This window comes from Terribacillus saccharophilus (assembly GCF_002272075.1).
Lineage (GTDB): Bacteria > Bacillota > Bacilli > Bacillales > Amphibacillaceae > Terribacillus > Terribacillus saccharophilus_A.
In genome coordinates this window covers 122,782-148,199 of record NZ_NPBJ01000016.1, presented here as the reverse complement: position 1 = coordinate 148,199, position 25,418 = coordinate 122,782, and the positions used below count along the sequence as shown (strand labels likewise).

The following is a 25,418-nucleotide window of genomic DNA, read 5'->3' as shown; positions in this document are numbered from 1 at the left end:
AACAGATATTTGAATCTGTTACGATATTGTTTTCGTAGGCATATAAAATATCTATTTTTAATATTACATAGGTTGGAGGTGTACTGGTGATAAAAAGCAAAAAAATGTTGTGGATAGCAATTATCCTTTTTATTGTTTCTGCAGTAATGAATTTTCCTTTTCCACATGCAATTCCTTATGGGGAGACAGTTGCAGAAGTATTTAATTTTCCAATTCGTTCTGCTAATGGATGGCATTATGTAGGGATAGCTTCATTAACTATATTTATTGCCAGCATATTTTTCCTTACAAGATCATTAAAGAAGTATCATATGCGTGCATTCTTACTTGCATTACTAATAGCTATTTTCGCACCTGGAATGGTTCTCAGTTCTTATCAAAAAAACTTTGCAAAAGGTGTTGATGCAGTTCATTACAATGATGAGGTTAGTAAGTGTGAATTTGAGATGGTTAATGAATCAACATTGAGTGGTGAATGTAAGCTATCATTTGAAAATTATAGTAGTAAAGATGTTCAATTCACTCTTGAATTTCATGAAGATTACTACTCTGAAGATGATGTTCCAATGGTAGCCCTCATGAATAATAAAGCTCCTTATGAGGTCAGCATAGAGGGAAAAGAGAAAAAAGTAGTGAAAATCAAAACAAACATAGATGTTTCGAACATAGAAAACCATGTTGAAGGGGGAAGTGCATCAGATATAAATATTATTATTAGGTCCGGTGATAAAATAAGGAAACTGTGATTTAGAGAAGAGTGAATCTATATAAAATTTAATAAGGGAATGCTACAATTAATTGGAATTTTAAGTTAGGAGTGAGTATTTGTTAACTGTACTTCGTATTATTTTAGCAATAATTGTAGTGACATTCGGAATTTATGGATTGGTCACAGGTAATCATGAGCTATCTCCTTATATGTTTTTCTTTTTAGGTCTAATGTTTATGGTAATAGGCTTTTCTGAATTCAAGGTGAAACGTCAGGGAAATGCTGTTATTTGTATTATAGCGTCTATATTTGTCCTTTTTGTTGCCGTTTTTACTGGTTAGAATAAGTGTAATCCAATATATATAAGAGCTAATGGAGGTCCTTTTAGAGATAGTTGAAATCTTATTCGGAGGAAAAGCATATCTGCAAGAGTTTGAGCAGTTATTAGTCTGACTATCTGGAAATCTAAGGATACTCCACAATAAAAAAACTGATTTTTGCTAATAAATAAATATATGAAGAGGAGGATGTTTATGATGAGAAACCTAAAAAAGGGCGATAAGATTGGCATTTTTTCTCCTTCTTCGCCAGCTTCTGTTTCGTCAGAGCAGCGATATAAGCGTGGGAAATCATTTCTTGAGCGAAAGGGTTTTCAAATTGTGGAAGGGAGTCTGACTGGTAAAAGTGAAATATATCGTTCAGGCAGCCCCAAGGAAAGAGCTGAAGAATTAAATCAATTGCTCCGAGATTCGTCCATTACGATGATCATGGCGATGATCGGCGGTACGAATTCAAATAGTCTGCTTCCTTATATTGATTATGAAGCATTTAGGAAAGATCCTAAGCTAGTAGTAGGTTACTCGGATGCTACAGCGGTATTGATGAGTTTATATGCCAAAACTAATATTCCAACTTATTATGGGTCATCCCTCGTTGCTTCTTTTGGTGAATTTGAGCCTTTAGTGAATGATACATATGCATATTTTGAGAAGTATTTTTGTGAACAACCTATAACGCCATATGTAATCCCAATGCCAAAATTTTGGTCCGATGAAGTAGTAAATTGGCTGGAGTATACCAAAGAAAAGACTTTATATGATAATAATTGGATTGGTGTAAATGGAGGGGTTGCTGAAGGACGTTTAGTTGGCGGAAATAATAATGCGATGTATGGATTTATTGGCACACCATATTTTCCACAGTTTCAACAGGGAGATATTTTATTGATTGAAGATACATCCAAAAATGCTGCGATAGTGGAGAAGAATATAGCAATGCTTAAGCTTCATGGAGTTTTTGAGAAGGTCTCTGGAATTATTTTAGGAAAGCATGAACAGTATGATGATCTGGGAACAGGAAAGCAATCTCTAGATATACTGCTGGAACAATTGGATGGTAAGGAGATACCGATTTTAGCTGATTTCGACTGTTGTCATACGCATCCTATGATACCTTTAGCGATCGGGAAAAAAGTTCGGATTGATACAAAGAAAAAGGAAGTCACTTGCATAGAGAAGTGGCTGTAAGGTAAAAGGCAGCTTGCAGCTCCTCCAAGCAGGAAGGTTAAACTGGTTTTTTGAAAAATGAATTGTTAGATACGCTTGGAAAGTTTAACCTATCATTTCCTCATAGGAATCACACTTGTTCCAGCTGTGACAGGAATTTTTTATTGAAGAAGGAATAACAAAATGGACTTTAAATAAATTAATCAGAGAGCACCGGTTAACGGAATTTTTGTGTAAAAACTTAGTTTACTGCCTATTTTTTATATATTTATCCCATTTCGTATCTACATTTTGTTGTTATGTTAAGAGAAGAACAACAAAATATGTGGAGGTACAGACATGGACAAGGACAATTGGATGACGATAAGATTTTATGTTTTGGCTTCAAGTTTTCTGTTTTTAACAGGGTGTGCTACTGATTTAACCGATGCCGAGGCGGATATATCAAATGCTTCTGAAACTGCTGAAGTCGCAGAAATAGGGAACGGGCAAGGAGGACCTGAAGGGGAAGGAATGCAAATGCAATCCGAACCAAAGGATTCTATTATAGATATCGTAGAAGAATCGGCAGAAAATAATACCACGGAGAGTAAAAGTGAGGCGGAGCTTGCTGAAGCCTTTTTAGATACGCTAACAGATGACGAAAAGGAACAAGTAAGCTATGATTTCACGGAAGAAAATGCAGCGCACTGGTCTAATTTGCCTGCTAACTCACAAAATCGAAATGGAGTCGCTTTAGGTGATTTGTCGGAGGAGAGTGTGGAAGCTGCTTTAACGCTTGCCAAAGCTTCCTTAAGTGAGCAGGGTTACGAGACGATGCTGAATATCATACGTGCAGATGAGTTTTTGACAACTGATACAGGGCGAACAGAATGGGGTTCAGGATTATACTATATCGCGATTTTGGGAGAACCATCCGATACTGATACCTGGATGCTGCAAATCAGCGGACATCATTTGGCTGAAAATATTGTGTTCAATGGGGAAGAGGTCAGTGCAACACCGCAATTCACTGGAACAGAGCCGCAAACCTTTGAGTTGAATGGAACAACGCTTGCCCCAATCGAAACACGCAGAAAAGGGATGTACTCCATCATTGAATCACTTGATGAAGACCAGCTTGCAGAAGCTAAAATCGATGAAGAATTTAGGGATGTTGTTGTAGGAGCAGATAGCGATGGTGAGTTTCCGGAAGAAAGTGAAGGAATTCTATACTCAGACCTGAGTGAAGAGCAACAGGAACTTGTAAAAACAGCTATCAAAGCCTGGATGGAAGACGCAGAAGAGGATACAGCGCAGGGATTACTGGATGTGTACTTATCTGATGATGCACTTGCCGAAACGTATATCGGCTGGTCCGGATCAACTAACTATGATGACGTAGGATCTTATGTGAGAATTGACGGACCTCGCCTATGGCTTGAATTTGCTTCTCAGCAAGGAGTGGGCTATAACAGTGGTGAAGATGCTGAAGCGCATTTCCATACTGTATGGCGTGATAAGTTAGCTGATTACGGCGGAGCGTTTTCGGAATAACGGTTAGAATAAGTACTAAAAAAGCGTTAGCCCTGTTATCCAGGTCTAACGCTTTTCTTCAATATATCATGAATTAAATTTTTTCATCAGCAAACAATTGCTTCTTATCCCATTTCCCCCATTTATAATAAGAAAAAGAAAAGATACTGCTTAGAATAAAACTAATTCCCATTCCTAGTGCGATTCCGTTTTCCCCAATGAAAGCTGAGCAGATATACGTCAGCGGGTAGCGAAGCAGCCAAAAGGATAGGATGTTCAAAATCAGTACTTGGTACATCGCTCCTGAGCTTCGGACGATGCCGTTCAAGATAAAATTAAGCCCGATAAATGGATAGAAGAAAGCAATGATTTTTAAGTAATCGGTGCCGAATGAAACGGCTGATTCCTCATCTATAAACAAACTGGTTAAAGGTTCTGCGAGTAAAAAGACAAGAATGGCAATCACAAGCATAATAGCTAGATTAAACAGTGCGCCGTACTTCGCGATTTCTTTTACCCGGTCCCAGCGGCCGATACCAATATTTTGGCCGGCCATACTGTTGACGGCTGTCCCTAATGCCATGGCAGGCAAGGTGATCAAGCTATCAATTCTTTGCGAAGCTCCAAATCCGGCGACGACCGATCCGCCGAAAGAGTTGACGACACTCATTATTGCTGTCACACCAGCATAGATGACCATCATTTGCAGACCGGATGGAATGCCAAGCTTCAAAATAAGCAATACTTGCTCCTTCTTTGGTAAGAAAGGAATAGATAGCGGAGCAAGCCCATTGCGAAGTGTGTACCACAAACCTAAGAGGAAAGCGACTGCTTGCGATAAGACCGTGGCATACGCTGCGCCTTCGATACCCAAGCCAAAACCAGAAATGAATAATGGATCCAGAATCGTGTTCAAAATAACGGCGACTAAAACAAACTTCAATGGTGTTTTACTATCCCCTAAAGCTCTTAAGACAGTACCAATAAAGTTGTAGCCCATTAAAAACAAAATACCGATAAAGTTAACCTGTAAATAAGTTCTGGCTTCATCCACCATTTCAGCAGGTGTATGGAGCATGATGACAATTTGCCTGGAGAAAAGCAATCCGATAATACCAACAAATATGGATAACAATCCGAGTACAACAACAAAGGCATTTAAGTAAGCTTTTAATCCTTGATTGTCGCCTCTTCCTCTTTGTTGAGACAAAACTGTCAGAGTTGTATTATTGATCCCAATAATAAATGCAAGTATCGTTAGTAAAACGGTAGAGGAGACGGTTACTGCACCAAGCGCATTTGCGCCTAGGAGATTACCGACCCATAAACTGTCAATGAATTGATATGAAACCTGCAATAAGTTCGTAAGCATAATAGGTCCGGCAAAAGTAAAGAGCTGCTTCATAATCCGGCCTTCTGTAAAATCCTGTTGAACCAAGGTGATTGACACTTCCTATCGTAATATGGGCATCCATAATTTTTAAATTTATGCGATTGTGGTATAAAGCAATGCATACCACAATCAAAACGGTAAAACACCAAATTAGGTTATATCATAGAACAGAAAACCGCACAAACTCGAGAGATTCCTCAATTGTGCGGTTAACTATTTATTTACATAAATAATTATAGATATTCCGAAACTGCATGAACATGGAACATGGCACTTTCGTTAAAAAAGTTATCAAGAAGATATTTATGCCCTGCACCATAAATCACAAGAATTCTTTCATCGGATTTTTGGACGAGTCTCTTGATATTTGTAAATATAATTAGATTACGACGATACCAATAGTTTGTAAGCCAATCAATCCCAACATAAAAATCCTCAAAGGCAGCTAATGCAAATTTCATATACATTGCTTGCTGCTTTTTTATATTATGGGGATTGTTTAGATAAACCAATACTTCTCTGATTGATTTTGTATTTATTAAGGATTGTACCTTTTTATTATTTTTTTCACCTTCTTCCACCACTTGATCATACAACGGTTGGTCACTATCTTTTAAAAAATCATAAACGTATCCCAAAGGAACGCCTCCCACAGGGCGGTTCCAATCTACTGGATATATTTTTTCATGACCTAGTTTTTTTGCAAGTCGAAAACCAAATTGGTGTATTTCGTCTCTTTCTAATTCATTTTCTATCTCATTTCTTATGTAATGCTTATACTGTGCATCAAGAATATCTGCTCTGATTGTTTCAAATTCTACAGCTATTTTAGTTGGATTGAATGCCTTGATACATTCAATTACTTCTTTAATTTCTTTCTGCTGCTTTTCAGCTTTTACATCACTCATGTTATGCTTATAAATATCTTGATTACCACGATCCCCCATATGATAGGTCCCTAGAACTAAAACAGATGGTTTCCTTTTAGTCATTTACAATCCTCCTTTTTAATTTGTTTCACTTCTTCAGGTATTACTTTTATATTGAATTATCTTGTCTGTTCATTTTGAAAATCCTGTAATTTTCATGATACCACTCATTTCCATTTGGAAGGCTTTTATATTTCCTTACATGTATTTGATCCTGTGGTTTGTATAGCGCATCTGATTACGGAAATCCTAACTTTGAACAATTTTATGAGAAGAGGAGGGAGAGCCCATGGTTAAAGATTCCTATGCACCTCGCGAGAAAAAGAATGGCGAAGGTAAGAAGCCTGATGAACAAAGAAGAGGAAAAGCGAGATCAAATACTCGCGGTGGAAGAAATTAATAGTAAGATTGGATCGAAATATCTAATTGGCGTTTCTTTTTAACTAAATGATTATTCCTTATATAGACCCGGTATATGTGAGATATTCTTTCATTATACTGGGTCTTTTACATGTGAATTCGCGGTATCAAGAACTGGATTTTTTGCCTATTTCAATCACCATAACTCTTGTCTATACTTAGGTTGTTATTTTTATACAATTGTTTGAATTTTTAAACTAAATCAAACAGGAGGTATAGGGATGGAGCAGTCGCACAAAAATGGCTTTATCATGCGATCTTTGAATGGCATTGAACGAGTCGGCAACAAGCTTCCTCATCCGGTTACGTTATTTTTCATCTTTGCTGCAGTAGTGGTTGTGTTATCGGCTATTTTTTCTGCAATCGGTGTCAGTGTAGAAGACCCTCTCAATGAAGGAGAAACAATCGCTGTCAAAAATCTGCTGAACTCTGAAGGGATTTTATATCTGTTCGAAAGTGCTGTAACAAACTTCACTAACTTTGCTCCGCTTGGAACAGTTTTGGTGACGATGCTTGGTATCGGAATTGCAGAACGCTCGGGATTGATCAGTGCCGCTCTTCGCGGGCTTGTTACTTCGGTTCCCCGCACACTGATGACGGCAGCATTAGTTTTCGGCGGTGTCATGTCGAGTATGGCAGCGGATGCTGGCTATGTTGTATTGACACCATTAGGAGCTGTCTTGTTCGCGGGCTTAGGACGTCATCCGCTGGCGGGTCTCGCAGCAGCTTTTGCCGGAGTATCCGGTGGTTACAGTGCGAATTTGCTGCTAACTTCACTTGATCCGCTCCTTGGCGGTATGACGCAGGATGCCGCAGCAATCATCAGCCCTGAATATGCGGAAGGCATCAACTATGCGATGAACTTTTACTTTATGTTTGCTTCCGTTTTCCTGCTCACAATTTTAGGTACATGGGTAACTGATAAGATCGTAGAACCGCGGCTTGGCACGTATAAAGGCAATGTTAATGAAGAAGTTAATTACCTTAAGCCGGAAGAGAAGAAGGGGTTATGGGGAGCACTTATTGCCTTCCTCTTAACTATTGTTGCTATTGTGTTACTTGTTATTCCTTCTTGGGGGCCATTAAGAGCGGGTGAAGCTAATATTATCGATGCACCGTTCTTGAATACACTCGTCCCAGTCATCCTGATTGTATTTTTTATTCCCGGTCTTGTATATGGGCTCATTACAAAAGAAATCAGAAACGATAAAGACGTCGCCAATCAACTCTCGGAAACGATGGCAACGATGGGATCCTACATTGTGCTAGCATTTGCCGCAGCTCAATTCGTTTCTTATTTCAACGAGTCAAACCTTGGTACCGTTCTAGCGGTTAGAGGTGCTGCTTTCATTGACTCCACCGGTTTTACAGGTATTCCGCTAATACTGACCTTCATCATCGTTTCAGGTTTTATCAATTTGTTTATCGGCAGTGCCTCTGCTAAATGGGCTATCATGGCACCAGTGTTCGTCCCAATGATGATGCTCTCGGGCTATTCACCTGAGTTTACCCAACTCGTGTACAGAATAGCCGATTCAACCACTAATGTTATCTCCCCTTTAATGCCATATTTCGCAATCGTCATCGCCTTTGCACAAAAGTACGATAAAAAGGTTGGGATCGGTACATTGATTTCTACTATGCTTCCTTACTCAATTGCCTTTACCATCGGCTGGGTATTGATGCTGCTAATTTGGATGTTGACTGGGCAGCCGATTGGACCAGGTACGCCAATTGAATATCCTTGATCAATGAATAGTAGGAGCCCGATTCCTTGTGGAATCGGGTCTTTTTCTATTTGTAATTATTCAGATATATTTTGAGGAAAAAACTTTATCTGGCATCCTGCTGCAAAACATGTTAAAAAAGTATAGGAGTCAATTCAGAAAAATTACCTTTCATTAAGTTGATAGATTAATAGATTCCTCACAAGAAGGGAGGAAAAATAATGAAGAAAACAACGAGAGTAATCCTAGATCCAGAAATCATGGACACAGAAATTAGCTCGCTAGACAATAAAGGGGCTGGCCAGGCAGTTGTATGGGTGGATAAAGGACAGGACAAGCTACGGAAAGTGAAACTGACTGTACCGAAGACATTGCCAGGCGAAAAAGTGCGGGCCACAGTCGCTTGGCCGCATGCGAAAAGATCCAAAGCCGCTTTAGAGGAAGTTTTGGAGGTACATCCAGAACGGGTTACTGCAGCCTGTCCTCATTTTGACTTATGTGGCGGGTGCGCATGGCAGCACTGGCAGTATGAAGGACAGTTAACACATAAAACAGCTCATGTTAAAGAAGCTTTGTTAGGACAAGGCTTTGATCCAGAGCTTGTGAAGGACACTATTGGTATGGAGAAACCTTGGCAGTATCGCAATAAAATGGATTTTGCTTTTGCACCGGATGGTTCGATGGGCTTGCATGAACAGGGGAATTTCCGTAAGATCATCCCGCTCGAGACATGTTTGATCATGGAAGAAGACATGAAGGAAGTTGCTATGGAAGTTGCAAGCTGGGTGAAGGACCATGCATTAAGTGGTTATAACAAAGATACGCATGAGGGTTTGCTTCGGCATTTGATGGTAAGACAATCATTTGTTACAGGAGAAATCATGCTGGCACTGTTTGCGACACAAGTGCCAGATACAGGTTTGGCTCAGGCTACCGAACAGCTCAAGAAACGAATTGAACAAAATTATCCGAAGGTAAAAAGTCTTTTATGGTTTGTAAATACAGATTGGGCCGATAGCATCCAAGCAGAGGACATGCATCTATTGGCCGGGCGTGATTTCATTTATGATGAAATTGGAGGCTATCGTTATCGTCTTTGGTTTGATACCTTCTTCCAGGTCAATCCGGTACAGGCACAGAAGCTTATCGACACCGCTCTAGAAATGGCACAGCCGAAAAAAACAGAAACGATGCTGGAGCTGTTTTGCGGAGTAGGAACCTTTTCACTTCCTTTTGCGAGCAAAGTTGAGAAACTTGCCGGCATCGAAATTGTGGAAAGTTCCATCGAATCAGCAAAACGAAATGCAGCAGACAACGGCATTTCCAACACCTACTTCCTAGCCGATAATGCCAGATTTGGAATGGATAAAGTTCTAGAGAAATTTGGCACGCCAGACTTGCTGCTGTTAGACCCTCCTCGGTCTGGAGCAGGCGGGAAAGTAATGAGAAAGATCGGCCGATCCAAACCAAAGCGGATCGTTTATGTATCCTGCAATCCAGAAACATTTGCAGTCGATATTAAGGAACTAAATGAATTTGGTTATACATTGAAGGAAGTACAGCCGGTAGACTTATTCCCGCATACTGTGCATGTGGAATGTGTTGCTGTACTAACTTTAGATTAACAAAGAAAGACAGATCACTTGGAACAAGTGATCTGCCTTTTTTTCGTTATTTTGCTGGTAAATCTTCAATTGAATCAATGTCCATGTAGGATGGTACAACAATACCATTTTTTGCGCCTGTCAAATTTGCACCTAAATCAATAATATCATCCATACTGTTCAAAGAATGGCCCATGCGTTACTGGTAACCAAGGAGCTACTGATGCATCCCCTTCTCCTTGGGCAATTGATTGGAACAAAACAGCTGGATCGACAGGGGTGACAGTTACCTCAAACCCTTGATGTTCTAATACTTGCTTTATAACTTCACCAGAAGCCCGTTCTGAGTCCCAAGGAGTAGCGACTAATTCAAACTCTTTTCCCTGGACCTTATCTACGCCTTCCGTCCATTCCTTAACTTTATCTTGATTTGCGTCAATCCATTTAGTTGCAGCTTCCTCAAATTCCATATCTTGAGCGTCATTCATCACAGCTTCCATGTCTTCTATTTCCCAGTTAAAACGATCAAGAACTTCATAAGCTTCAGGAAAATCTTCTTGTAAACCTGTTCGGACTATTGTATGTATGCCTTCATCTCTACCCATAGTACCTTTTGGATCTTCTAAGTATTTTAAATCGTATGAAGCAAACATCCAGTGCGGATTCCAGCCAACTATTACAATGGGCTCTTCATTATCAATGGCCTCACCTAACTCGGTTAACATTCCTGCAGTTGAGCTCTCAAAAAGTTCCCATTCATTTAAGTTCTCATAACCCTCTACCGTATCTTCAGCAAGCCCCATTGCACCAGCTCCTGGTTCAATACCTGTAATTGTATAATCTAATTCTTCGCCTAAATCTGCAGCTTCGCTTTTACTCTCAGAGCTGCCGCAGCCTGTTAAAACAAAAACAAAAGACAAGACTGATATAATACCGATTATTCTTTTTTTAATCAAAAATTCTTCCCCCTTCTCTTTATAAGCACAAGTATTATGTTAACTCATACAGAAAATACAGTAAATTCTATAAAAACTGTATAAATTGGTGTTTACTGCTGTAGGGCGGCGTCAGGTGGATTAAGCTGTATTATCCATTTAAATACACAGTTATGGTCCGTTTTAAGGTGCTATCTGAATGAAATGGCTTACAAAGAGTGAAAGGGGAGTTTCTTGGATTTTGCCCTGATTAATGATGAATCCTACCACGTGATAACTTGGTTGGCTAAGTTGAAATGTGTAATTGGATACTGATTACTGGTATTTTATCCTGCGACAAAAGTTTGGTTTTTGGAAATTTCATCTAAATTACTGGGAATGAATGGATCGCTTTTGTATAATTTTTAACGACTATAGTAATAATCCATTAAGATCATCTACAGAGGTGAGTGACCATGAAGGTTAAATTTATTGTTGCTTTATTTATGACGATTTTTGTACTAGGAGGTTGTAACATGAATAATGATAACGAATCAAAATCTTCTTCAGCAAATGAAGCTAAGGAATTTCCAGAAGTAACAGCATTTCAAGATGAGTTTACGAGAGAATTTTTGGAATCTACCGAACCAACAAGGGAAGGTTATTACCCGTTCTTATCCAAAACAGGTGCTTATAAAATGGATTTCCCTGAAGGTATGAAAATTAATGATAAAAGTTACAGTATAGATCCGGATAAAAATAGTGAGGTAGTGATATTCTCCTCTCAAAATTCAAATGGTCCCTTTATAGACCATCATGTAGAATACTACAGTTTTATAAATGATCCGCAACATGGAAGAGATCAGATAGAAGGACGAGTGGGTGTCGAAATTAATTTTGAAGAAGTGTCCACAAATTACGATCAAAAACTTGAAATAGCTGAATATGAATACGAGAATTCTTCAGGTATAGTATCGTTGATTACAAAAGATGGTGTAGAGGGACAAATTCAAACTTTCTCAAGCCTCAGATGTTCAAATGATATGGAGGGGAATGTTTGTAAAGGGCAAATTGAAGATGAAAAAGCAGAAATAAAAAATTGGTTAAAAAGCATTCAACTAATTTCTAAAGAAAGTGAGTAAAGTTATGAGCGAAGATATTATTAGCGGCTCAGAATTTAAAACAAGACTAATTGATTTAGGATACAAGGATTTATCATCCGAAGAACTCAAGTTTAATATCAGACAAATATATATGGAGGAAAATGGAGAGTTATTAAAAGCTGACATTAAAATCCTTAAATCATCTGATATAGAAAGTGATTTTGTTAAAGATTCAGGCTATGACGGAATTGCAGTTCATATCGACACGGTCGAAAAGGAAGAAGTTTATGTAATATCAGAAGGTACCCAGGACTTGCCAGATTGGCTATATAATATAAAAGCTATGTTAGCAGGCCAAACCATCAAACAGGCACAGGCCACAGACGTATTTGTTCAAGAAGCAAAAAAACATTTTAATGTCGACGACAATGTTGAAGTAAATGGGATGTCACATTCATTGGCACATAATAATAATACTATAGCTCTCTTATCTTTTAATACTTTCGATAATGTGTATAGTGTAAATGGTGCACAATTAAATTATTATCAGCTTTTTAATACAGATTTCAGGTTTAATGATGCTGTTAAAAACGAGTTCTCTTTTAATAATGACGATGAAGTTTACAATCTTTCACCCCAAGATCTACATGACTTTGCAATGACCTATTATAAAGATAAAGCTGATAGAATAGATCAAGTTATTTCAACTGACGACCCTTTATACGCAGTTAGCGTTGTGCGCGGCTTCTTTACACTAGGAAGTATTACTATGGTTGATACAAATCCGGATGTTCCTGGACTTCGGGAGCTGATTGCCGATATACCTGATAATGTTATTAAAGAGTTTCAGGAGCTGGCAATTGATTTCGCGGTTGCGTCTAACGAAGGAGGGACAAACGAAGGTGTAAAAGAACTGATAGGTATTGATGTCGGGGCATTTAAAGATAAAGAGGGGATGGAACTGGCAGGCCATATCATAGCGAATTATGACACTATGGTCCGTGCCTTAAATGAAAAGCTGCCACCTCTTCTGGATAGAGTCCAAACAGTAACTGCTAATTCAAATGAAATTTTCGGGAGCTTAGAGGAAGCTGGTTATATTACAGAGAGGCAAAAAGAAGTAACCATTGATCATTTGACCAGGATAGAGAAATCATTGATTGATATTGAGAATATCCTTAAAGACAACGTTAATCTCAGAGATAAACTCAACAATCCTTTTTTAGGAGCTGGTAATGAAATTGTTACTATTCTAAGATTAGCCAGTAACTTGGTTGAGATTTATATGAGTTATATGGAAATTGAAAAGACAGGTATTCTGAAGCGATTAGAGTCCATTAAGGATAGTCATGGTCTGCAGGAGATGCTTTCATCTATGTCAGATGGATTGAAGAGTTACATAGGTGCAGACATGATATACACATCAACATCAACCAAGGGCGAACCCATCAAAGTAAATATCTCCGCAGCACTCCGAATGTATCAGAAATCGATCCCCATCCTAGAAGCAAAATCAACCAAGATTAGTAACTTTGAAAAGGCAATAAAAGATGAATTAGATGAATCATATAAGGACGAGAAAAGAAAAGTTCAGGATGAAATCAATCAAATGGAATCCAGTCCTAGCAGCTATCGATTCTTATTGAGTAAACATGGGTATTACCCGACTTTTAATAAAGAGATAAAATCGATCAGGATTCATGAGATCTTTTATCCGTTAGAAAATAATGACTTTGAAGAGCACTTGGAAGAGTTGAAGAAGTCGGTGGAGTCAGGCAAGTTATATATAGAAAAGTATCGAAATGCTATTGAGGATTTATTTGAGGAAGAAGAAAACGTATCTCAGTTATTCGACCTATCGAGGAGGATTTGAATGCCTCAATTTACATTCTCTGTTACGGAACAATTGATTCCGAATCAAGATTATACCGATAAGAAAAAGCAATTACGTATACACGTAGACAATATGAGAGCTGACGATGATGAGTTTTATGCTTTAATTAACAATATCATCGTTGGAGAAGACCAAAAAGGCAAAATCATTGATGCAATGAAGAAAGAGACTACCGCCCGCAAGGATCGGGATGAGTCTATTTATACTGACGTGATTTCAAAGATTAATAAAGCTGTTAATTCATTTAATGAGCAAGTCGCTGATATGAAGAAGCAGAGGTTATCAGTTACTTATGAAGATAAAACTGAATAAATGAAAAGGCTTTGACTCCTTATAAGAGATCAAAGCCTTCTTTTTTACCTTTAATAGTACGAATCATTCTCACGCCAATTCTCTTCTTCCTCGTCTGTCATCACGTCGTCAGGATCTATTAATCCGGTCATTTCAAAGCTTTCTCCGTTATCATCAGAAACAAGCCTTGCTTTCACATTTCCACCGTAATAATCTCCATTGGTGCCTTGTCCCATCTGCATGACGATCTCGTCTCCATCAAACTCCGCCGATTCCATTACCGAAAAGACATCCTTGTATATGCCTGGCAAGACTACCTCGAACTTATCCCAATTCGATCCGCCGTCGGTTGTGCGATAGTATTCTGTAGGACCTGTTGAACCAAAGCTCATGAAACCAAGGTCCATAGAGACGAAGGTTCCGCTTTGCACAATCCGTTCACTTGGCGCGCTGCCGACTAGATTCCATGTCTTTCCGCCATCAGTTGTTTGGTAAACTTGATTGCCTTCGGCTGACATGGTTCTGCCGCCTGACAGAATGACAAAACCATCCTGCTCGCTCGTAAATCCGATGATTCGCAACCGGATACCTTCGATTGCACCAGGCAGTTCCGCTGTCTCCCATGTCTTGCCTTGATTAGTTGATGACAAGATGGCAGTTTGCTTAAATCCTCCAACAATAAAGGCGAGTCTGTCTTGAGATAATACATAACTTTGATCCATCAGTTCCGTTTTGGAGCCTTGATATTCCCCAGAAAAGAGCTCGTCGACTTCGACAGGAACTTCCATCCAATCCTGGCCATTATTCATAGTTATATGCAAGCCTGATTGGTCAATTGTATAAGATATAACAGAGCTGGTAGTTGTTGGTTTTTCTTCAGGTTTCGGAGCCTCTTCTTCCTGGCAGCCAACTAACAGAAATAAAAAGAGACAAATACCTACAATATAACGCATATTTCTACATCCTTTCTTTCATTCTATTTTATGGTAAAAGGGAGTGAGAGTACAACCGATGCTTCTTGATTTTAACAACTATCATGACAATGTTTCCCCTTGCGATGAGTATGTAATGGGGAAAAGCTTCATACTAAATTGCAGACGAAGCTCAAGGAGGATGGACGGAAATGAATCAAGAAGAACTTGGAGTAGAACATACAAAAAAACTAAGAAAATTAAAAGATCAAGTCATCGTCATAACCGGCGCAACCAGCGGTATCGGACTAGTAACAGCCAGAATGGCAGCTGCGAAAGGCGCGAAAGTAGTACTTGCTGCAAGAAACGAAGCAGCGCTGAAAGAGTTAACAGTAGAACTACGGCAAGCTGGTCATGAAGCTGTTTATGTACGAGCGGACGTTGGTATTGAAGAGGATGTGAACATGATTGCAGAAACGGCGCTAAAGTCTTTTGGCCGGTTCGACACATGGGTGAACAATGCGGGTGTGGGTATTTATGGTAAGGCAATGGAGGTAAGTAATGCAGATATGAAACGACTGTTTGCCACAAATTATTGGAGTGTTGTTTATGGCTCCAAGCAAGCAGTACGTCATTTCTCGGAACGGGGAAATCCTGGGGCACTGATTAATGTTGGTAGTTCATCTGGAGATAAAGGCACTCCCTATCTATCTTCTTATGCGACTTCAAAGTTCGCTGTACGCGGATGGACAGAAAGCTTGCGAATGGAGCTTGAAAAAGAAAAAGTCCCCGTTTCGATTACACTAATCCATCCAGCAAGAGTCGATACTCCTTATAGTGAGCATGCCAGAAGCTATCTCAAGCATCATCCAGTTCATAAAGGCATGATCTATCCTCCAGAAGCAGTAGCTGAAGCTATTTGTTATGCCGCTGTGAATCCGAAAAGAGATATTTATGTTGGCTCGCAGGCAAAGGCGATGCAATTTTTAGGAGTGAATTTTCCCAGCTTCACAGATAAGGCATGGGAGCTTGTTTTTCCTCGGACGCAGTACGATAAGAACAGGCTATCAAATTTACCGGAAGAAAGTAATCTGTATCATGCTGGATACGGTATGCATGAGCGTGGTGTGAATCTCGGATGGAAACGAAAACGGAGTATATTTGTTAAAGCTGTGAAATATCCTGTTCTAACACAAGTTCTGATAGCGGGGTTAAGTGCATGGTTATTCCTAAGAAGGAATCGAGATAATTAGAAGGACAAAAGTAAATTTGGAAAAGATGTGAATTTAACAATTAATCTTGTAATCCCGCAAAAATACCCCTATAATTGTTCTTATTAAAAAGACAGTTGTCCTTTTAGGGTGGACTACTATTATTTCTCCCTTAGTACAGCATAAGAAGTGAGGGGATTATCATGAGAAATGCTTTAAAACTGTGGAATCGGTTAAGCTTAGTGCAGCAAATTATTATTGGTCTTATTATTGGTATTATTTTAGGCGTCACGATTCCGGATGCTGCGCAGCCTGTCACAATTCTAGGTACGTTGTTCGTTGGTGCTTTAAAAGCCATTGCACCGGTGCTTGTGTTGTTCTTGGTTATGGCAGCAATCGCACAGCACAAAAAAGGACAGCAGACAAATATGAAGTCGATCATCGTTCTTTATCTTGTCGGCACTCTTGCAGCTGCAGTCGTGGCTGTAGTAGCAAGCTACATTTTCCCGATCAGCTTATCACTTGCAGATCGTCCTGAAGATGTAGCGGCAGCTCCTGGTGGCATTGCCGAAGTACTGCAGACATTATTGCTGAATATCGTGGACAATCCGGTCAATGCAATCGTGAACGCAAACTATATCGGTATCCTAGCCTGGGCTATTCTGTTCGGATTGGCATTGCGGAATACATCAGATACAACGAAGTCTGTCATTTCCAACTTCTCGGATGCCATTTCGAAAGTAGTTACTTGGGTGATCAAGCTTGCGCCACTTGGAATCTTGGGTCTTGTTTTCACATCCATTTCGGAAAATGGTCTATCGTCCTTAGCAAGTTACGGTCAATTATTGGCACTACTTCTTGGCTGCATGTTTTTCGTGGCACTCGTTGTCAATCCGCTTATTGTCTACGTGTTGATCAGACAGAACCCATATCCACTTGTATTTGCTTGTTTGAAGGAGAGCGGTGTAACAGCATTCTTTACTCGCAGTTCAGCAGCAAATATACCAGTTAATATGAAGCTGAGCGAAAAGCTTGGCTTGAACAAAGATAGCTACTCTGTATCCATTCCTCTCGGTGCAACAATCAATATGGCTGGTGCAGCAGTTACCATATCTGTTTTGACTCTTGCAGCTGTTCATACGATGAATATTGAAGTCGACATCGTGTCTGCTATCCTTTTAAGTGTTTTAGCAGCTATCAGCGCATGCGGGGCTTCTGGCGTGGCAGGGGGATCATTACTTTTGATCCCGCTCGCAAGCAGCCTGTTCGGTATCCCAGCTGACGTTGCGATGCAAGTAGTAGGTGTAGGCTTCATCATTGGTGTCGTGCAAGACTCTGCTGAAACAGCACTTAATTCCTCTACAGATGTCTTGTTCACTGCTGCTGCTGAGTTCAAGGAAAGAAGAAAAGCAGGAGAGAAGATTAAGATCAACGTTAATAATAAAACTGCTTGAAACTAAAACTGCATCTTTGATAAGATGCAGTTTTTTTCATGTGGAGAAAAGATGCAAGATGGTTCTTTTGTTATAATTAGTTAAATTATGTAAGTATACTAGAATAGTGGAGACGAGACATGGTTCATATTAGAAAAGTAAAGAAGTCTGAAGAAGCACTGCTTCATAACCTTATGCAATTTTATATTTACGAATTTAGTAAATACATCCCGGAAATTAAACTTGAAAGCAACTTTAAGTATAAGCCCTTTGACCTGAGTCAGAACTGGGAAGACGAAACACATTTTGCTTACTTTTTCTGTCTGAAAACTGAAGTGATCGGATTTGCACTCATAGAAAGTAATAAGAAGATAAATACGGTGCTAGAGTTCTTCGTCCTAGCTAGTTATCAAGGGAAGGGATTTGGAAAAGCAGCTGCTAGAAATATTTTTAAAGCATTCGACGGATACTGGAATGTCTCTCAAATTGAAAAGAATCAACCAGCTTTAGCTTTTTGGCGGAAAACGATTTCCGATATTACGAATGGAGGCATGGAGGAAGTCTATGAAAATAGGACGTATGTTCAGAAGTTCCATACTAGTTCTATCGTGTGACGACTTCTGGGGAAAGATGTAATATACAATCTTTTTATCGGCATTGAAGGTGTAAGTTTAGCTTTGTAGGAAAATCAGAACCGCATGTCAAATATCTTTGAAGGAGTAATAATGTGGTTAAGCATAAAGATAGTTATACTAATTGATTGAGAGAAGAAGCATGCGAAATTGCACATGCTTCTTCTTTTATTTAAATATCTGTTAGATGAAAATGCTCCACAATATATTGCTTGAACTTCTCCGCAATAGGCGATAAAAACTTCCCTTCCATACTAGCGATGCCGATTGTCCGTTCACACTTTGGTGAGCTTATACGAACCTTAGCGATTTTCGTTCGATCCAAGCTTTTAACGTCAGGAAGGATGGAAATGCCCATCCCAGCTCCGACGAAACCGGCAATCGTCGTTACCTCTTCACCCTCAAACATAATCTTAGGAACAAGGCCCACTTGCTCGAAGATACTATCAATTGTTACGCGCAATGCATAGCCTTCCTCCATAAGGATAAAAGGTTCATCGGCGATTTCTTGTAATGTGATCGATTCTCGATTGGCTAGGGGATGGTCTTTTGGGAAGAACAAGAAGAGCTCCTCTTGCCATAATGGAGTCCAGGCCATTTTGGAATCCTCAGGGAAGGATGCGAGCAGACATAGATCCAGGTCGCCAGATTGTAAGTTTTCCAACAGCCAATTGGAATGGTTCTGTTTTAAATGAAATCTAACGTGCGGAAATTCTTCTTTAAATGCACCGATTATATTTGGAACTATTGTTGTGCCGAGTGTGTGCAGAAATCCAAGTGAAATTTCTCCCTTATCCGGGTCAAGCAAAGATTGGATTTCGTCTTTTCCTTCCTGGAATTCCTTTAAGATGAGGTCAACTCGCTTTAATAGAAGTTCTCCATACTTATTCAATTTAATTGTTCTGCCTTGACGGTCAAAAAGCGGTGTGCCAATTTGACTTTCCAGTCGAGCAATCGAGCGGGAAAGAGCTGGCTGGGTAATGGACAGAATCTGCGCAGCTCTTGTAACGTGCTGTTCACGTGCGAGTGTCTGGAAATATTCGAGTTGTTCCCATTCCATGCTGTTTAGCCTCCATTTATTATGTATTACATAGAGTAATTAAAAACATATTTATTATGCATTATACATTATACATAGCGAGTGTTACGATTTTATAGGAGAAATAAAGATACAGGAAATCTGAGGAGGATTACCATGGATTATAGGATCGAAAAAGATACTCTTGGGGAAGTAAAAGTACCAGCGGATAAATTCTGGGGTGCACAGACGCAGCGAAGCAAAGAGAATTTCAAAATAGGATCAGAAAGAATGCCGGAGCGTGTCGTGAAGGCTTTCGCTATATTGAAGCGCAGTACGGCTATTGCCAACCAGCGTCTGGGAAATCTGGCTAAAGAAAAAGCAGACGCTATCGTGACGGTCTGTGATGATATTCTTACTGGTAAGTATGATGATAATTTCCCGCTTGTTGTATGGCAGACAGGAAGCGGTACACAAAGTAATATGAACATGAATGAAGTGGTTGCAAACCTTGCTACTGCTTTGCTGAAGGAAAAAGGTTCAGAAGCAGTAGTACATCCGAATGATGATGTTAACCGCAGCCAAAGCTCAAATGATACATTCCCGACGGCTATGCATGTTGCAGGCGTGCTGGCTGTTTATGAACAGTTGCTTCCTGCGGTAGAACAGCTGCGTGACACGCTAAATAAAAAAGCGGAAACATTCCATAACATCGTGAAAATCGGACGTACACATCTTCAGGATGCTACGCCTTTGACGCTAGGACAAGAGATCAGCGGCTGGGTGCATATGCTGGATCGATCAAAGGAAATGGTTGCAGAATCTACTGAGAAACTGCGTGCCTTGGCAATTGGCGGTACAGCAGTTGGAACAGGCATCAATGCACATCCACAGTTTGGTGACACCGTTGCTGAGGAAATTACCAAATTCACAGAACAAGAATTCATTAGCTCACCCAATAAATTTCATGCTTTAACAAGCCATGATGAAATGACATATGCTCATGGTGCATTGAAAGCACTAGCTGCTGACTTGATGAAAATTGCCAATGATGTACGCTGGCTGGCGAGCGGCCCACGCTGTGGTATCGGTGAAATCATTATTCCTGAAAATGAACCTGGAAGCTCTATCATGCCAGGGAAAGTAAATCCAACGCAGTGTGAAGCATTGACTATGGTAGCAGCCCAAGTGATGGGGAATGACGCTACAATTGGATTTGCTGCAAGTCAGGGTAATTTCGAGCTGAACGTATTCAAACCAGTTATTATCTATAACTTCCTACAGTCTGTTCAGCTATTAAGCGACAGCATGGTATCTTTCCATGACAACTGTGCAGTAGGCATTGAGCCGGACGAGCAAACAATTCAGGATAACTTAAAGAATTCTTTGATGCTGGTAACTGCTTTGAACCCGCACATCGGATACGAAAATGCGGCGAAAATAGCTAAACTGGCACATAAAGAAGGACTGACACTGAAAGAAGCCGCAGTGAAACTCGATCTGCTGACAGAAGAACAGTTTGATGAGATGGTGAAGCCGGAGGATATGGTTAAACCGAATATCTAATATGCAAAGAAGCAACCAAGCAGCTAACGCACTTGGTTGCTTTTTAATTTTTAATAGACTTATGGCATCTCGCTTATTCGGAGCATGTGCGTGAGACCTTTCCAAGCAACATAGCTATGGTTGTCTCCGAAGCGTTGAATGTGCGACTTTATATTCTCCCATTCTCCTCGAAGCATAGGATGTATTTCCGTTGTATCCGCTATGATGTATAGAGTATCTAAGAAATCAATTGTTTCATTTAGAAGAAAGGGATCTTTAACCGTGAGGAGTACAGAAATGACATCTGGTATAGCAGAAAAAGCCTCAAATGATGATAAGTTCGTTGTTAACTCCTCATAGCAATCACTAAAATACCATTCATTCTTCTCTAGCTTTGTCTCCCAATTTGCAAATATCTTAATCAATTCATTTCGCATCCTACAAAGAATACCCCGTCGACTGGAAAAAGAACTGTGACTGCTCGTAATTATACGATATTCGCGAGAAGTCAAACGGAAGACCATTGTTCAAATAGAAGATTGTTTCTACGAATAGTTTTGGATCACCTACAAGAAGTCCAAGATGCGATGCTTCATCTTCATTCAGCTTCTGGATGTGCACGTACATATCGGAGAAGCCGATTTTGGCACCTAAGGCATTGCTAATGTAATCGAAGATGGATCCGGTGGCGATTTCGTTATTCAGATAGGTGACAATATCCTTGTTGTAATAGGACTCTTCAAGACAAAGTATTTGTCCGTTGATATAACGTATCCGTTTAACGTAATAGACGTCATCTTCCGAATCGATTTTCAGGTTGAAGGCGACTTCTGCTGATGGTTTCCGGATATCGAGCTCCAGCACTTTTGCTGTAATGTCGAATCCGCTCAGCTCGTCACTGAAGCCTTGGTTCGAGAAGCTGATGTAGCCTTTTCGGTTGCGACGCCGTACGAAGATGCCGCTGCCGCGCACTTGGTAGACAAGCCCTTTTCGTTCGAGCAGGCTGAGTGCTTTGATGACAGTGCTTTTGCTTGTTTTATATTGGGACATCAAGGTTTCCAGCACAGGCAGCTTGGTACCCTGCGGGAGGTCTTTCTTTTCGATATCGTGTTGGATCTCATTGGCGATTTGCTGATATTTAAGCATAGCTACATTCCTTATTTGTTTGGATAGAGCGATTTTAGCACATTAAATCTTTAACGAAAACCCTACTCTTTTAAAATGCTCTATTAATTTTATTAGTTTATACTTGATAAATTATACCGGTATAATTATAATGTAAGCGTATACTAAAAGAAAAAGAGGTGTTCCAAGTGGCTGAAAAAGTAAGGGATTATCCAAAACTTGCTGGGGATATACTGGAGGCTGTCGGTGGGGAAGAGAATATTGTAAACGCTACCCGCTGTGCGACACGGTTGCGTTTAGTGCTGAAACGTTCGAAGCCTTCTGCTAAACAAGAGGTTAATAGTTTGCCAGGTGTCATTACAGTAGTAGAAAACGGTGGTCAGTTCCAAGTCGTTATCGGTCAGCATGTCGGCGAGGTATATGATGAATTTGCCAAACTCGTAAATGTTGATACTGCTGAAGCAGGTAACGAGAACAAAGGCTCAATCCTTAACCGAATTATTGCAACAATGTCAGCTGTATTCGCACCATTCATCTATGTGCTTGCGGCGGCCGGTATTCTGCAAGGTGCACTTATTCTAATCAACTTGGTTTTCCCAAACTTCGAAACAACTAGTACGTACCAAGTATTTAGCTTTATTTCGTGGGCTCCATTTACGTTCCTGCCTATTTTCATTGCTATTACGGCGTCTAAGCATTTCAAGACAAATACGTATATAGCTGTTGCTGCTTGTGCAGCGCTTGTCAGTCCTGATTGGGCTACGATGGCTGCAAGCATTGCGGACGGAAATAGCATGAACTTCCTTGGGTTGCCTTTGACAGAAACGACTTATACATCATCTGTCTTGCCGCCACTGTTCCTAGTTTGGATCCTTTCTTACTTGGAGCGCTTCTTGAACAAGCACATGAACGAAGTAATCCGTCCATTGTTCGTGCCATTGATTTCTATCATAGTCATGGTTCCGCTGACACTTGTAGCAATAGGTCCATTGACTTCTCTTGGAGCAAATGGAATTGCGAACGGATACAATTTCTTAGCTGAATACGCACCATGGCTTGCAGGAGCGATCATTGGCTCCCTATGGCAGGTTATCGTTATCTTCGGTGTTCACTGGGGTATTACGCCGATGGTACTGGCTAACTTCGAGCAATATGGTCGTGATTCTTTCCAGGCTTATCAAACGATTGCGGTAATCGCACAGGTTGGTGCGGTTGTCGGTGTTATTTTAAAAGCGAAAAGTAAAGAAGTTAAAAAAGTCGGTGTTTCCGCAGGTATTACCGGTATATTCGGTATAACAGAACCAGCAATCTATGGTGTGACACTGCGATTCAAGAAACCATTTATTATTGGTTGTATATCTGGTGCAATTGGTGCAATTGTAGCAAGTTTCTTCAATCCATATTATTTCGCTTATGCTGGACTTCCAGGACCATTAACTATTGTGAATGGTATCAATGGAGACTACCCTACAAGTTTCATAGGTATTGTTATCGGCGCCGCTATCGCTATTGTGCTGCCAATCATCTTGATTCAGATTTTTGGTTTCGGTGAAGATACTGCAGCACAAGCTGACAGCAGTGTGGCAGTAGATCAGAAAGATAGCAACGCAGAAGCGTCTGCAGCAGAAAACAATGAAGAAGTAGTTCACGCACCGCTAAGCGGTAAATTGCTGGCGTTGGAAGAAGTGCCAGATGAAGTGTTCAGTTCAGGAGCAATGGGGAAAGGGCTGGCAATTGAGCCAAGTGAAAATAAAGTTTATGCGCCATTTGACGGAACCATTGTCATGCTCGCACCGACAAAGCATGCAATAGGATTACGCTCTAAGTCTGGTGCAGAAGTATTGATCCACGTAGGTCTTGATACAGTTAAGCTTAATGGCTCACCGTTCACACTGCATGTGAAAGAAGGAGACCGCGTGAAGCAAGGGGATGTATTGAGCGAGTTTGACAGCGAAGCGATTGAAGCTGCAGGTGTGCAAACGATCACGCCTATCATTCTTACCAATCCAGCTAATTATAAAGAAATCATCATTGACGAAACAGAGACAACGACGCAAGGCAATGACTTGCTGACGGTTGTGAAATAGGAGGAGATAGAGATGAATACATTACCGAAGGACTTCTTATGGGGCGGCGCTCTTGCCGCCCACCAATTCGAGGGTGGCTGGAACCAGGATGGCAAAGGCCCAAGTGTTATTGATGTATTAACTTCTGGTGCACATGGTGTGCCGCGGGAACTTACAGAAACGGTGGAACCGGATAAGTTTTATCCAAACCATGAAGCTATCGATTTCTACAATCGCTACAAAGAGGATGTTGCCTTATTCGCAGAGATGGGTCTTAAGTGCTTGCGTACATCCATTGGATGGACACGCATCTTCCCGAAAGGCGATGAAGCGGAGCCAAACGAAGCGGGCTTGAAGTTCTACGACGATCTTTTTGATGAACTATTAAAGCATGGCATTGAACCAGTCATTACGCTATCCCATTTCGAAATGCCATTACATTTGGCGCGTGAGTTCGGCGGATTCCGCAGCAGAGAGGTTGCCCACCACTTTGTCCGGTTCGCAGAAGTCTGCTTCGACCGTTATAAAGACAAGGTTAAGTACTGGATGACATTCAACGAAATCAATAACAAAATGGATACCGATAATCCATTATTCCTTTGGACGAACTCTGGTGTCACAGTGAAAGAGGGCGAAAATGCCCGTGAAGTGATGTACCAGGCTGGTCACCACGAGCTGATTGCAAGTGCACTAGCTGTCAGCAAAGGGAAGGAAATCAATCCTGAATTCCAAATTGGCGCCATGGTATCACACGTGCCGATTTATCCGTATTCCTCCAATCCAAACGATGTGATGCTGGCAGAAGAGCTGATGCGTGAGCGTTACTTCTTCCCGGATGTACATGTTCGCGGCTACTACCCAAGCTATGTGCTAAAAGAATTCGAACGAGAAGGCTATAACATCGTATTTGAAGATGGCGATGAAGAGATTCTTCGCAATGGTACGGTTGATTACCTTGGATTCAGTTATTACATGAGTACGACTGTCAAAAGTGATAAAGAGACGGAACAAGACAGAAATATGACAAATGGCGGGTTGGCACAAAGTGTAGAGAACCCATATATCAAAGCAAGTGACTGGGGATGGTCCATTGACCCAACTGGTTTACGTTACACATTGAACCGTTTCTACGACCGTTATCAGATTCCATTGTTTATCGTCGAGAATGGCTTCGGCGCAATTGATACCGTGGAAGAAGACGGATCCATCCACGATCCACAGCGGATTGATTACTTGCGCTCTCATATCGAGGAGCTAATAAAAGCAGTTAACTACGATGGCATCGATCTGCTTGGCTACACACCGTGGGGAATTATCGACATCGTATCCTTCACAACTGGTGAAATGAAGAAGCGCTATGGCATGATTCACGTGGATCGTGATAATGAAGGAAACGGCAGCATGAAACGGTCGAAGAAGGATTCGTTTGAGTGGTATAAGCAAGTGATTGCTTCGAATGGGGAAGAGCTATAA

At 40.5% G+C, this 25,418-nt stretch carries 22 protein-coding genes; 15 read left to right on the top strand and 7 right to left on the bottom strand.

Annotated features, from left to right (window positions below; translation table 11 throughout):
• Positions 1–86 precede the first annotated feature (86 nt).
• The 4 genes from CHH48_RS08990 to CHH48_RS08975 all read left to right on the top strand — a co-directional run bounded on the left by CHH48_RS08990 (position 87) and on the right by CHH48_RS08975 (position 3,750).
• The gene (locus tag CHH48_RS08990; RefSeq protein ID WP_095218804.1) at positions 87–746 is read left to right on the top strand and encodes a hypothetical protein; all 660 of its coding nucleotides are present in this window, start codon (positions 87–89) and stop codon (positions 744–746) included.
• 79 nt (positions 747–825) lie between these two features.
• Positions 826–1,050 carry a YczI family protein gene (locus CHH48_RS08985; protein ID WP_095218803.1) on the top strand — a complete coding sequence of 75 codons (225 nt, stop codon included), beginning with the start codon at positions 826–828 and terminating at the stop codon, positions 1,048–1,050.
• A gap of 186 nt (positions 1,051–1,236) precedes the next feature.
• Entirely contained in the window at positions 1,237–2,235 is a 999-nt protein-coding gene (locus tag CHH48_RS08980; protein WP_176466402.1) for a S66 family peptidase, read from the top strand.
• A gap of 318 nt (positions 2,236–2,553) precedes the next feature.
• The gene (locus CHH48_RS08975; RefSeq protein WP_095218801.1) at positions 2,554–3,750 is read left to right on the top strand and encodes a DUF3500 domain-containing protein; all 1,197 of its coding nucleotides are present in this window, start codon (positions 2,554–2,556) and stop codon (positions 3,748–3,750) included.
• Positions 3,751–3,823: 73 nt separating this feature from the next.
• On the opposite strand, the gene CHH48_RS08970 is transcribed toward CHH48_RS08975, so the two are convergent.
• Both CHH48_RS08970 and CHH48_RS08965 read right to left on the bottom strand, forming a co-directional pair.
• Positions 3,824–5,134, bottom strand: a complete 1,311-nt coding sequence (locus CHH48_RS08970; protein ID WP_095218895.1) for an MATE family efflux transporter — start codon at positions 5,132–5,134, stop codon at positions 3,824–3,826.
• Between the two features lie 221 nt (positions 5,135–5,355).
• A complete protein-coding gene (locus tag CHH48_RS08965) occupies positions 5,356–6,114 on the bottom strand; it encodes a DUF5694 domain-containing protein (protein WP_095218800.1) in 759 nt (252 codons plus the stop codon).
• 578 nt (positions 6,115–6,692) lie between these two features.
• On the opposite strand from CHH48_RS08965, the gene CHH48_RS08960 reads away from it, so the two are divergent.
• Both CHH48_RS08960 and rlmD read left to right on the top strand, forming a co-directional pair.
• A complete protein-coding gene (locus CHH48_RS08960) occupies positions 6,693–8,219 on the top strand; it encodes an AbgT family transporter (RefSeq protein WP_095218799.1) in 1,527 nt (508 codons plus the stop codon).
• A gap of 200 nt (positions 8,220–8,419) precedes the next feature.
• A complete protein-coding gene (gene rlmD / locus CHH48_RS08955; RefSeq protein WP_095218798.1) occupies positions 8,420–9,823 on the top strand; it encodes a 23S rRNA (uracil(1939)-C(5))-methyltransferase RlmD in 1,404 nt (467 codons plus the stop codon).
• Positions 9,824–9,969: 146 nt separating this feature from the next.
• Here the strand turns inward: rlmD and CHH48_RS08950 are convergent, their stop codons facing one another.
• On the bottom strand, positions 9,970–10,758 hold the full coding sequence (locus CHH48_RS08950) for a glycine betaine ABC transporter substrate-binding protein (RefSeq protein ID WP_342747530.1): 789 nt from the start codon (positions 10,756–10,758) through the stop codon (positions 9,970–9,972).
• Positions 10,759–11,252: 494 nt separating this feature from the next.
• On the opposite strand from CHH48_RS08950, the gene CHH48_RS08945 reads away from it, so the two are divergent.
• Genes CHH48_RS08945 through CHH48_RS08935 form a run of 3 tightly spaced genes read left to right on the top strand, consistent with a single transcriptional unit; the run spans position 11,253 to position 14,025 of the window.
• Positions 11,253–11,858, top strand: coding sequence for a hypothetical protein (locus CHH48_RS08945; RefSeq protein WP_095218797.1), 606 nt, complete (start codon positions 11,253–11,255; stop codon positions 11,856–11,858).
• A gap of 4 nt (positions 11,859–11,862) precedes the next feature.
• On the top strand, positions 11,863–13,692 hold the full coding sequence (locus CHH48_RS08940; RefSeq protein ID WP_095218796.1) for a DUF6792 domain-containing protein: 1,830 nt from the start codon (positions 11,863–11,865) through the stop codon (positions 13,690–13,692).
• A complete protein-coding gene (locus CHH48_RS08935; protein WP_095218795.1) occupies positions 13,693–14,025 on the top strand; it encodes a hypothetical protein in 333 nt (110 codons plus the stop codon).
• A gap of 50 nt (positions 14,026–14,075) precedes the next feature.
• Here the strand turns inward: CHH48_RS08935 and CHH48_RS08930 are convergent, their stop codons facing one another.
• Positions 14,076–14,957 (bottom strand): WD40/YVTN/BNR-like repeat-containing protein, encoded by an 882-nt coding sequence (locus CHH48_RS08930; RefSeq protein WP_095218794.1) that lies wholly within the window; start codon positions 14,955–14,957, stop codon positions 14,076–14,078.
• 170 nt (positions 14,958–15,127) lie between these two features.
• On the opposite strand from CHH48_RS08930, the gene CHH48_RS08925 reads away from it, so the two are divergent.
• The 3 genes from CHH48_RS08925 (at position 15,128) to CHH48_RS08915 (ending at position 18,173) form a co-directional block, all read left to right on the top strand.
• Complete coding sequence (locus CHH48_RS08925; RefSeq protein WP_095218793.1) at positions 15,128–16,168, top strand: SDR family oxidoreductase; 1,041 nt, start codon at positions 15,128–15,130, stop codon at positions 16,166–16,168.
• 161 nt (positions 16,169–16,329) lie between these two features.
• Positions 16,330–17,580, top strand: coding sequence for a serine/threonine transporter SstT (gene sstT, locus CHH48_RS08920; RefSeq protein WP_095218792.1), 1,251 nt, complete (start codon positions 16,330–16,332; stop codon positions 17,578–17,580).
• 119 nt (positions 17,581–17,699) lie between these two features.
• Positions 17,700–18,173, top strand: a complete 474-nt coding sequence (locus CHH48_RS08915; RefSeq protein ID WP_095218791.1) for a GNAT family N-acetyltransferase — start codon at positions 17,700–17,702, stop codon at positions 18,171–18,173.
• 190 nt (positions 18,174–18,363) lie between these two features.
• Here the strand turns inward: CHH48_RS08915 and CHH48_RS08910 are convergent, their stop codons facing one another.
• A complete protein-coding gene (locus tag CHH48_RS08910) occupies positions 18,364–19,251 on the bottom strand; it encodes a LysR family transcriptional regulator (RefSeq protein WP_095218790.1) in 888 nt (295 codons plus the stop codon).
• 135 nt (positions 19,252–19,386) lie between these two features.
• Between CHH48_RS08910 and fumC the strand changes: the two genes are divergently transcribed.
• Positions 19,387–20,775, top strand: a complete 1,389-nt coding sequence (fumC, locus tag CHH48_RS08905) for a class II fumarate hydratase (protein ID WP_095218789.1) — start codon at positions 19,387–19,389, stop codon at positions 20,773–20,775.
• Between the two features lie 59 nt (positions 20,776–20,834).
• On the opposite strand, the gene CHH48_RS08900 is transcribed toward fumC, so the two are convergent.
• Together CHH48_RS08900 and CHH48_RS08895 are read right to left on the bottom strand one after the other, a co-directional pair.
• Positions 20,835–21,179: an ABC transporter gene (locus CHH48_RS08900; RefSeq protein WP_095271060.1), complete on the bottom strand. Its 345-nt coding sequence runs from the start codon at positions 21,177–21,179 to the stop codon at positions 20,835–20,837.
• Between the two features lie 13 nt (positions 21,180–21,192).
• Entirely contained in the window at positions 21,193–21,900 is a 708-nt protein-coding gene (locus CHH48_RS08895) for a GntR family transcriptional regulator (RefSeq protein ID WP_095218787.1), read from the bottom strand.
• Positions 21,901–22,067: 167 nt separating this feature from the next.
• On the opposite strand from CHH48_RS08895, the gene CHH48_RS08890 reads away from it, so the two are divergent.
• The gene (locus tag CHH48_RS08890) at positions 22,068–23,966 is read left to right on the top strand and encodes a beta-glucoside-specific PTS transporter subunit IIABC (RefSeq protein ID WP_095218786.1); all 1,899 of its coding nucleotides are present in this window, start codon (positions 22,068–22,070) and stop codon (positions 23,964–23,966) included.
• Positions 23,967–23,978: 12 nt separating this feature from the next.
• Positions 23,979–25,418 (top strand): 6-phospho-beta-glucosidase BglA, encoded by a 1,440-nt coding sequence (gene bglA / locus CHH48_RS08885; RefSeq protein ID WP_095218785.1) that lies wholly within the window; start codon positions 23,979–23,981, stop codon positions 25,416–25,418.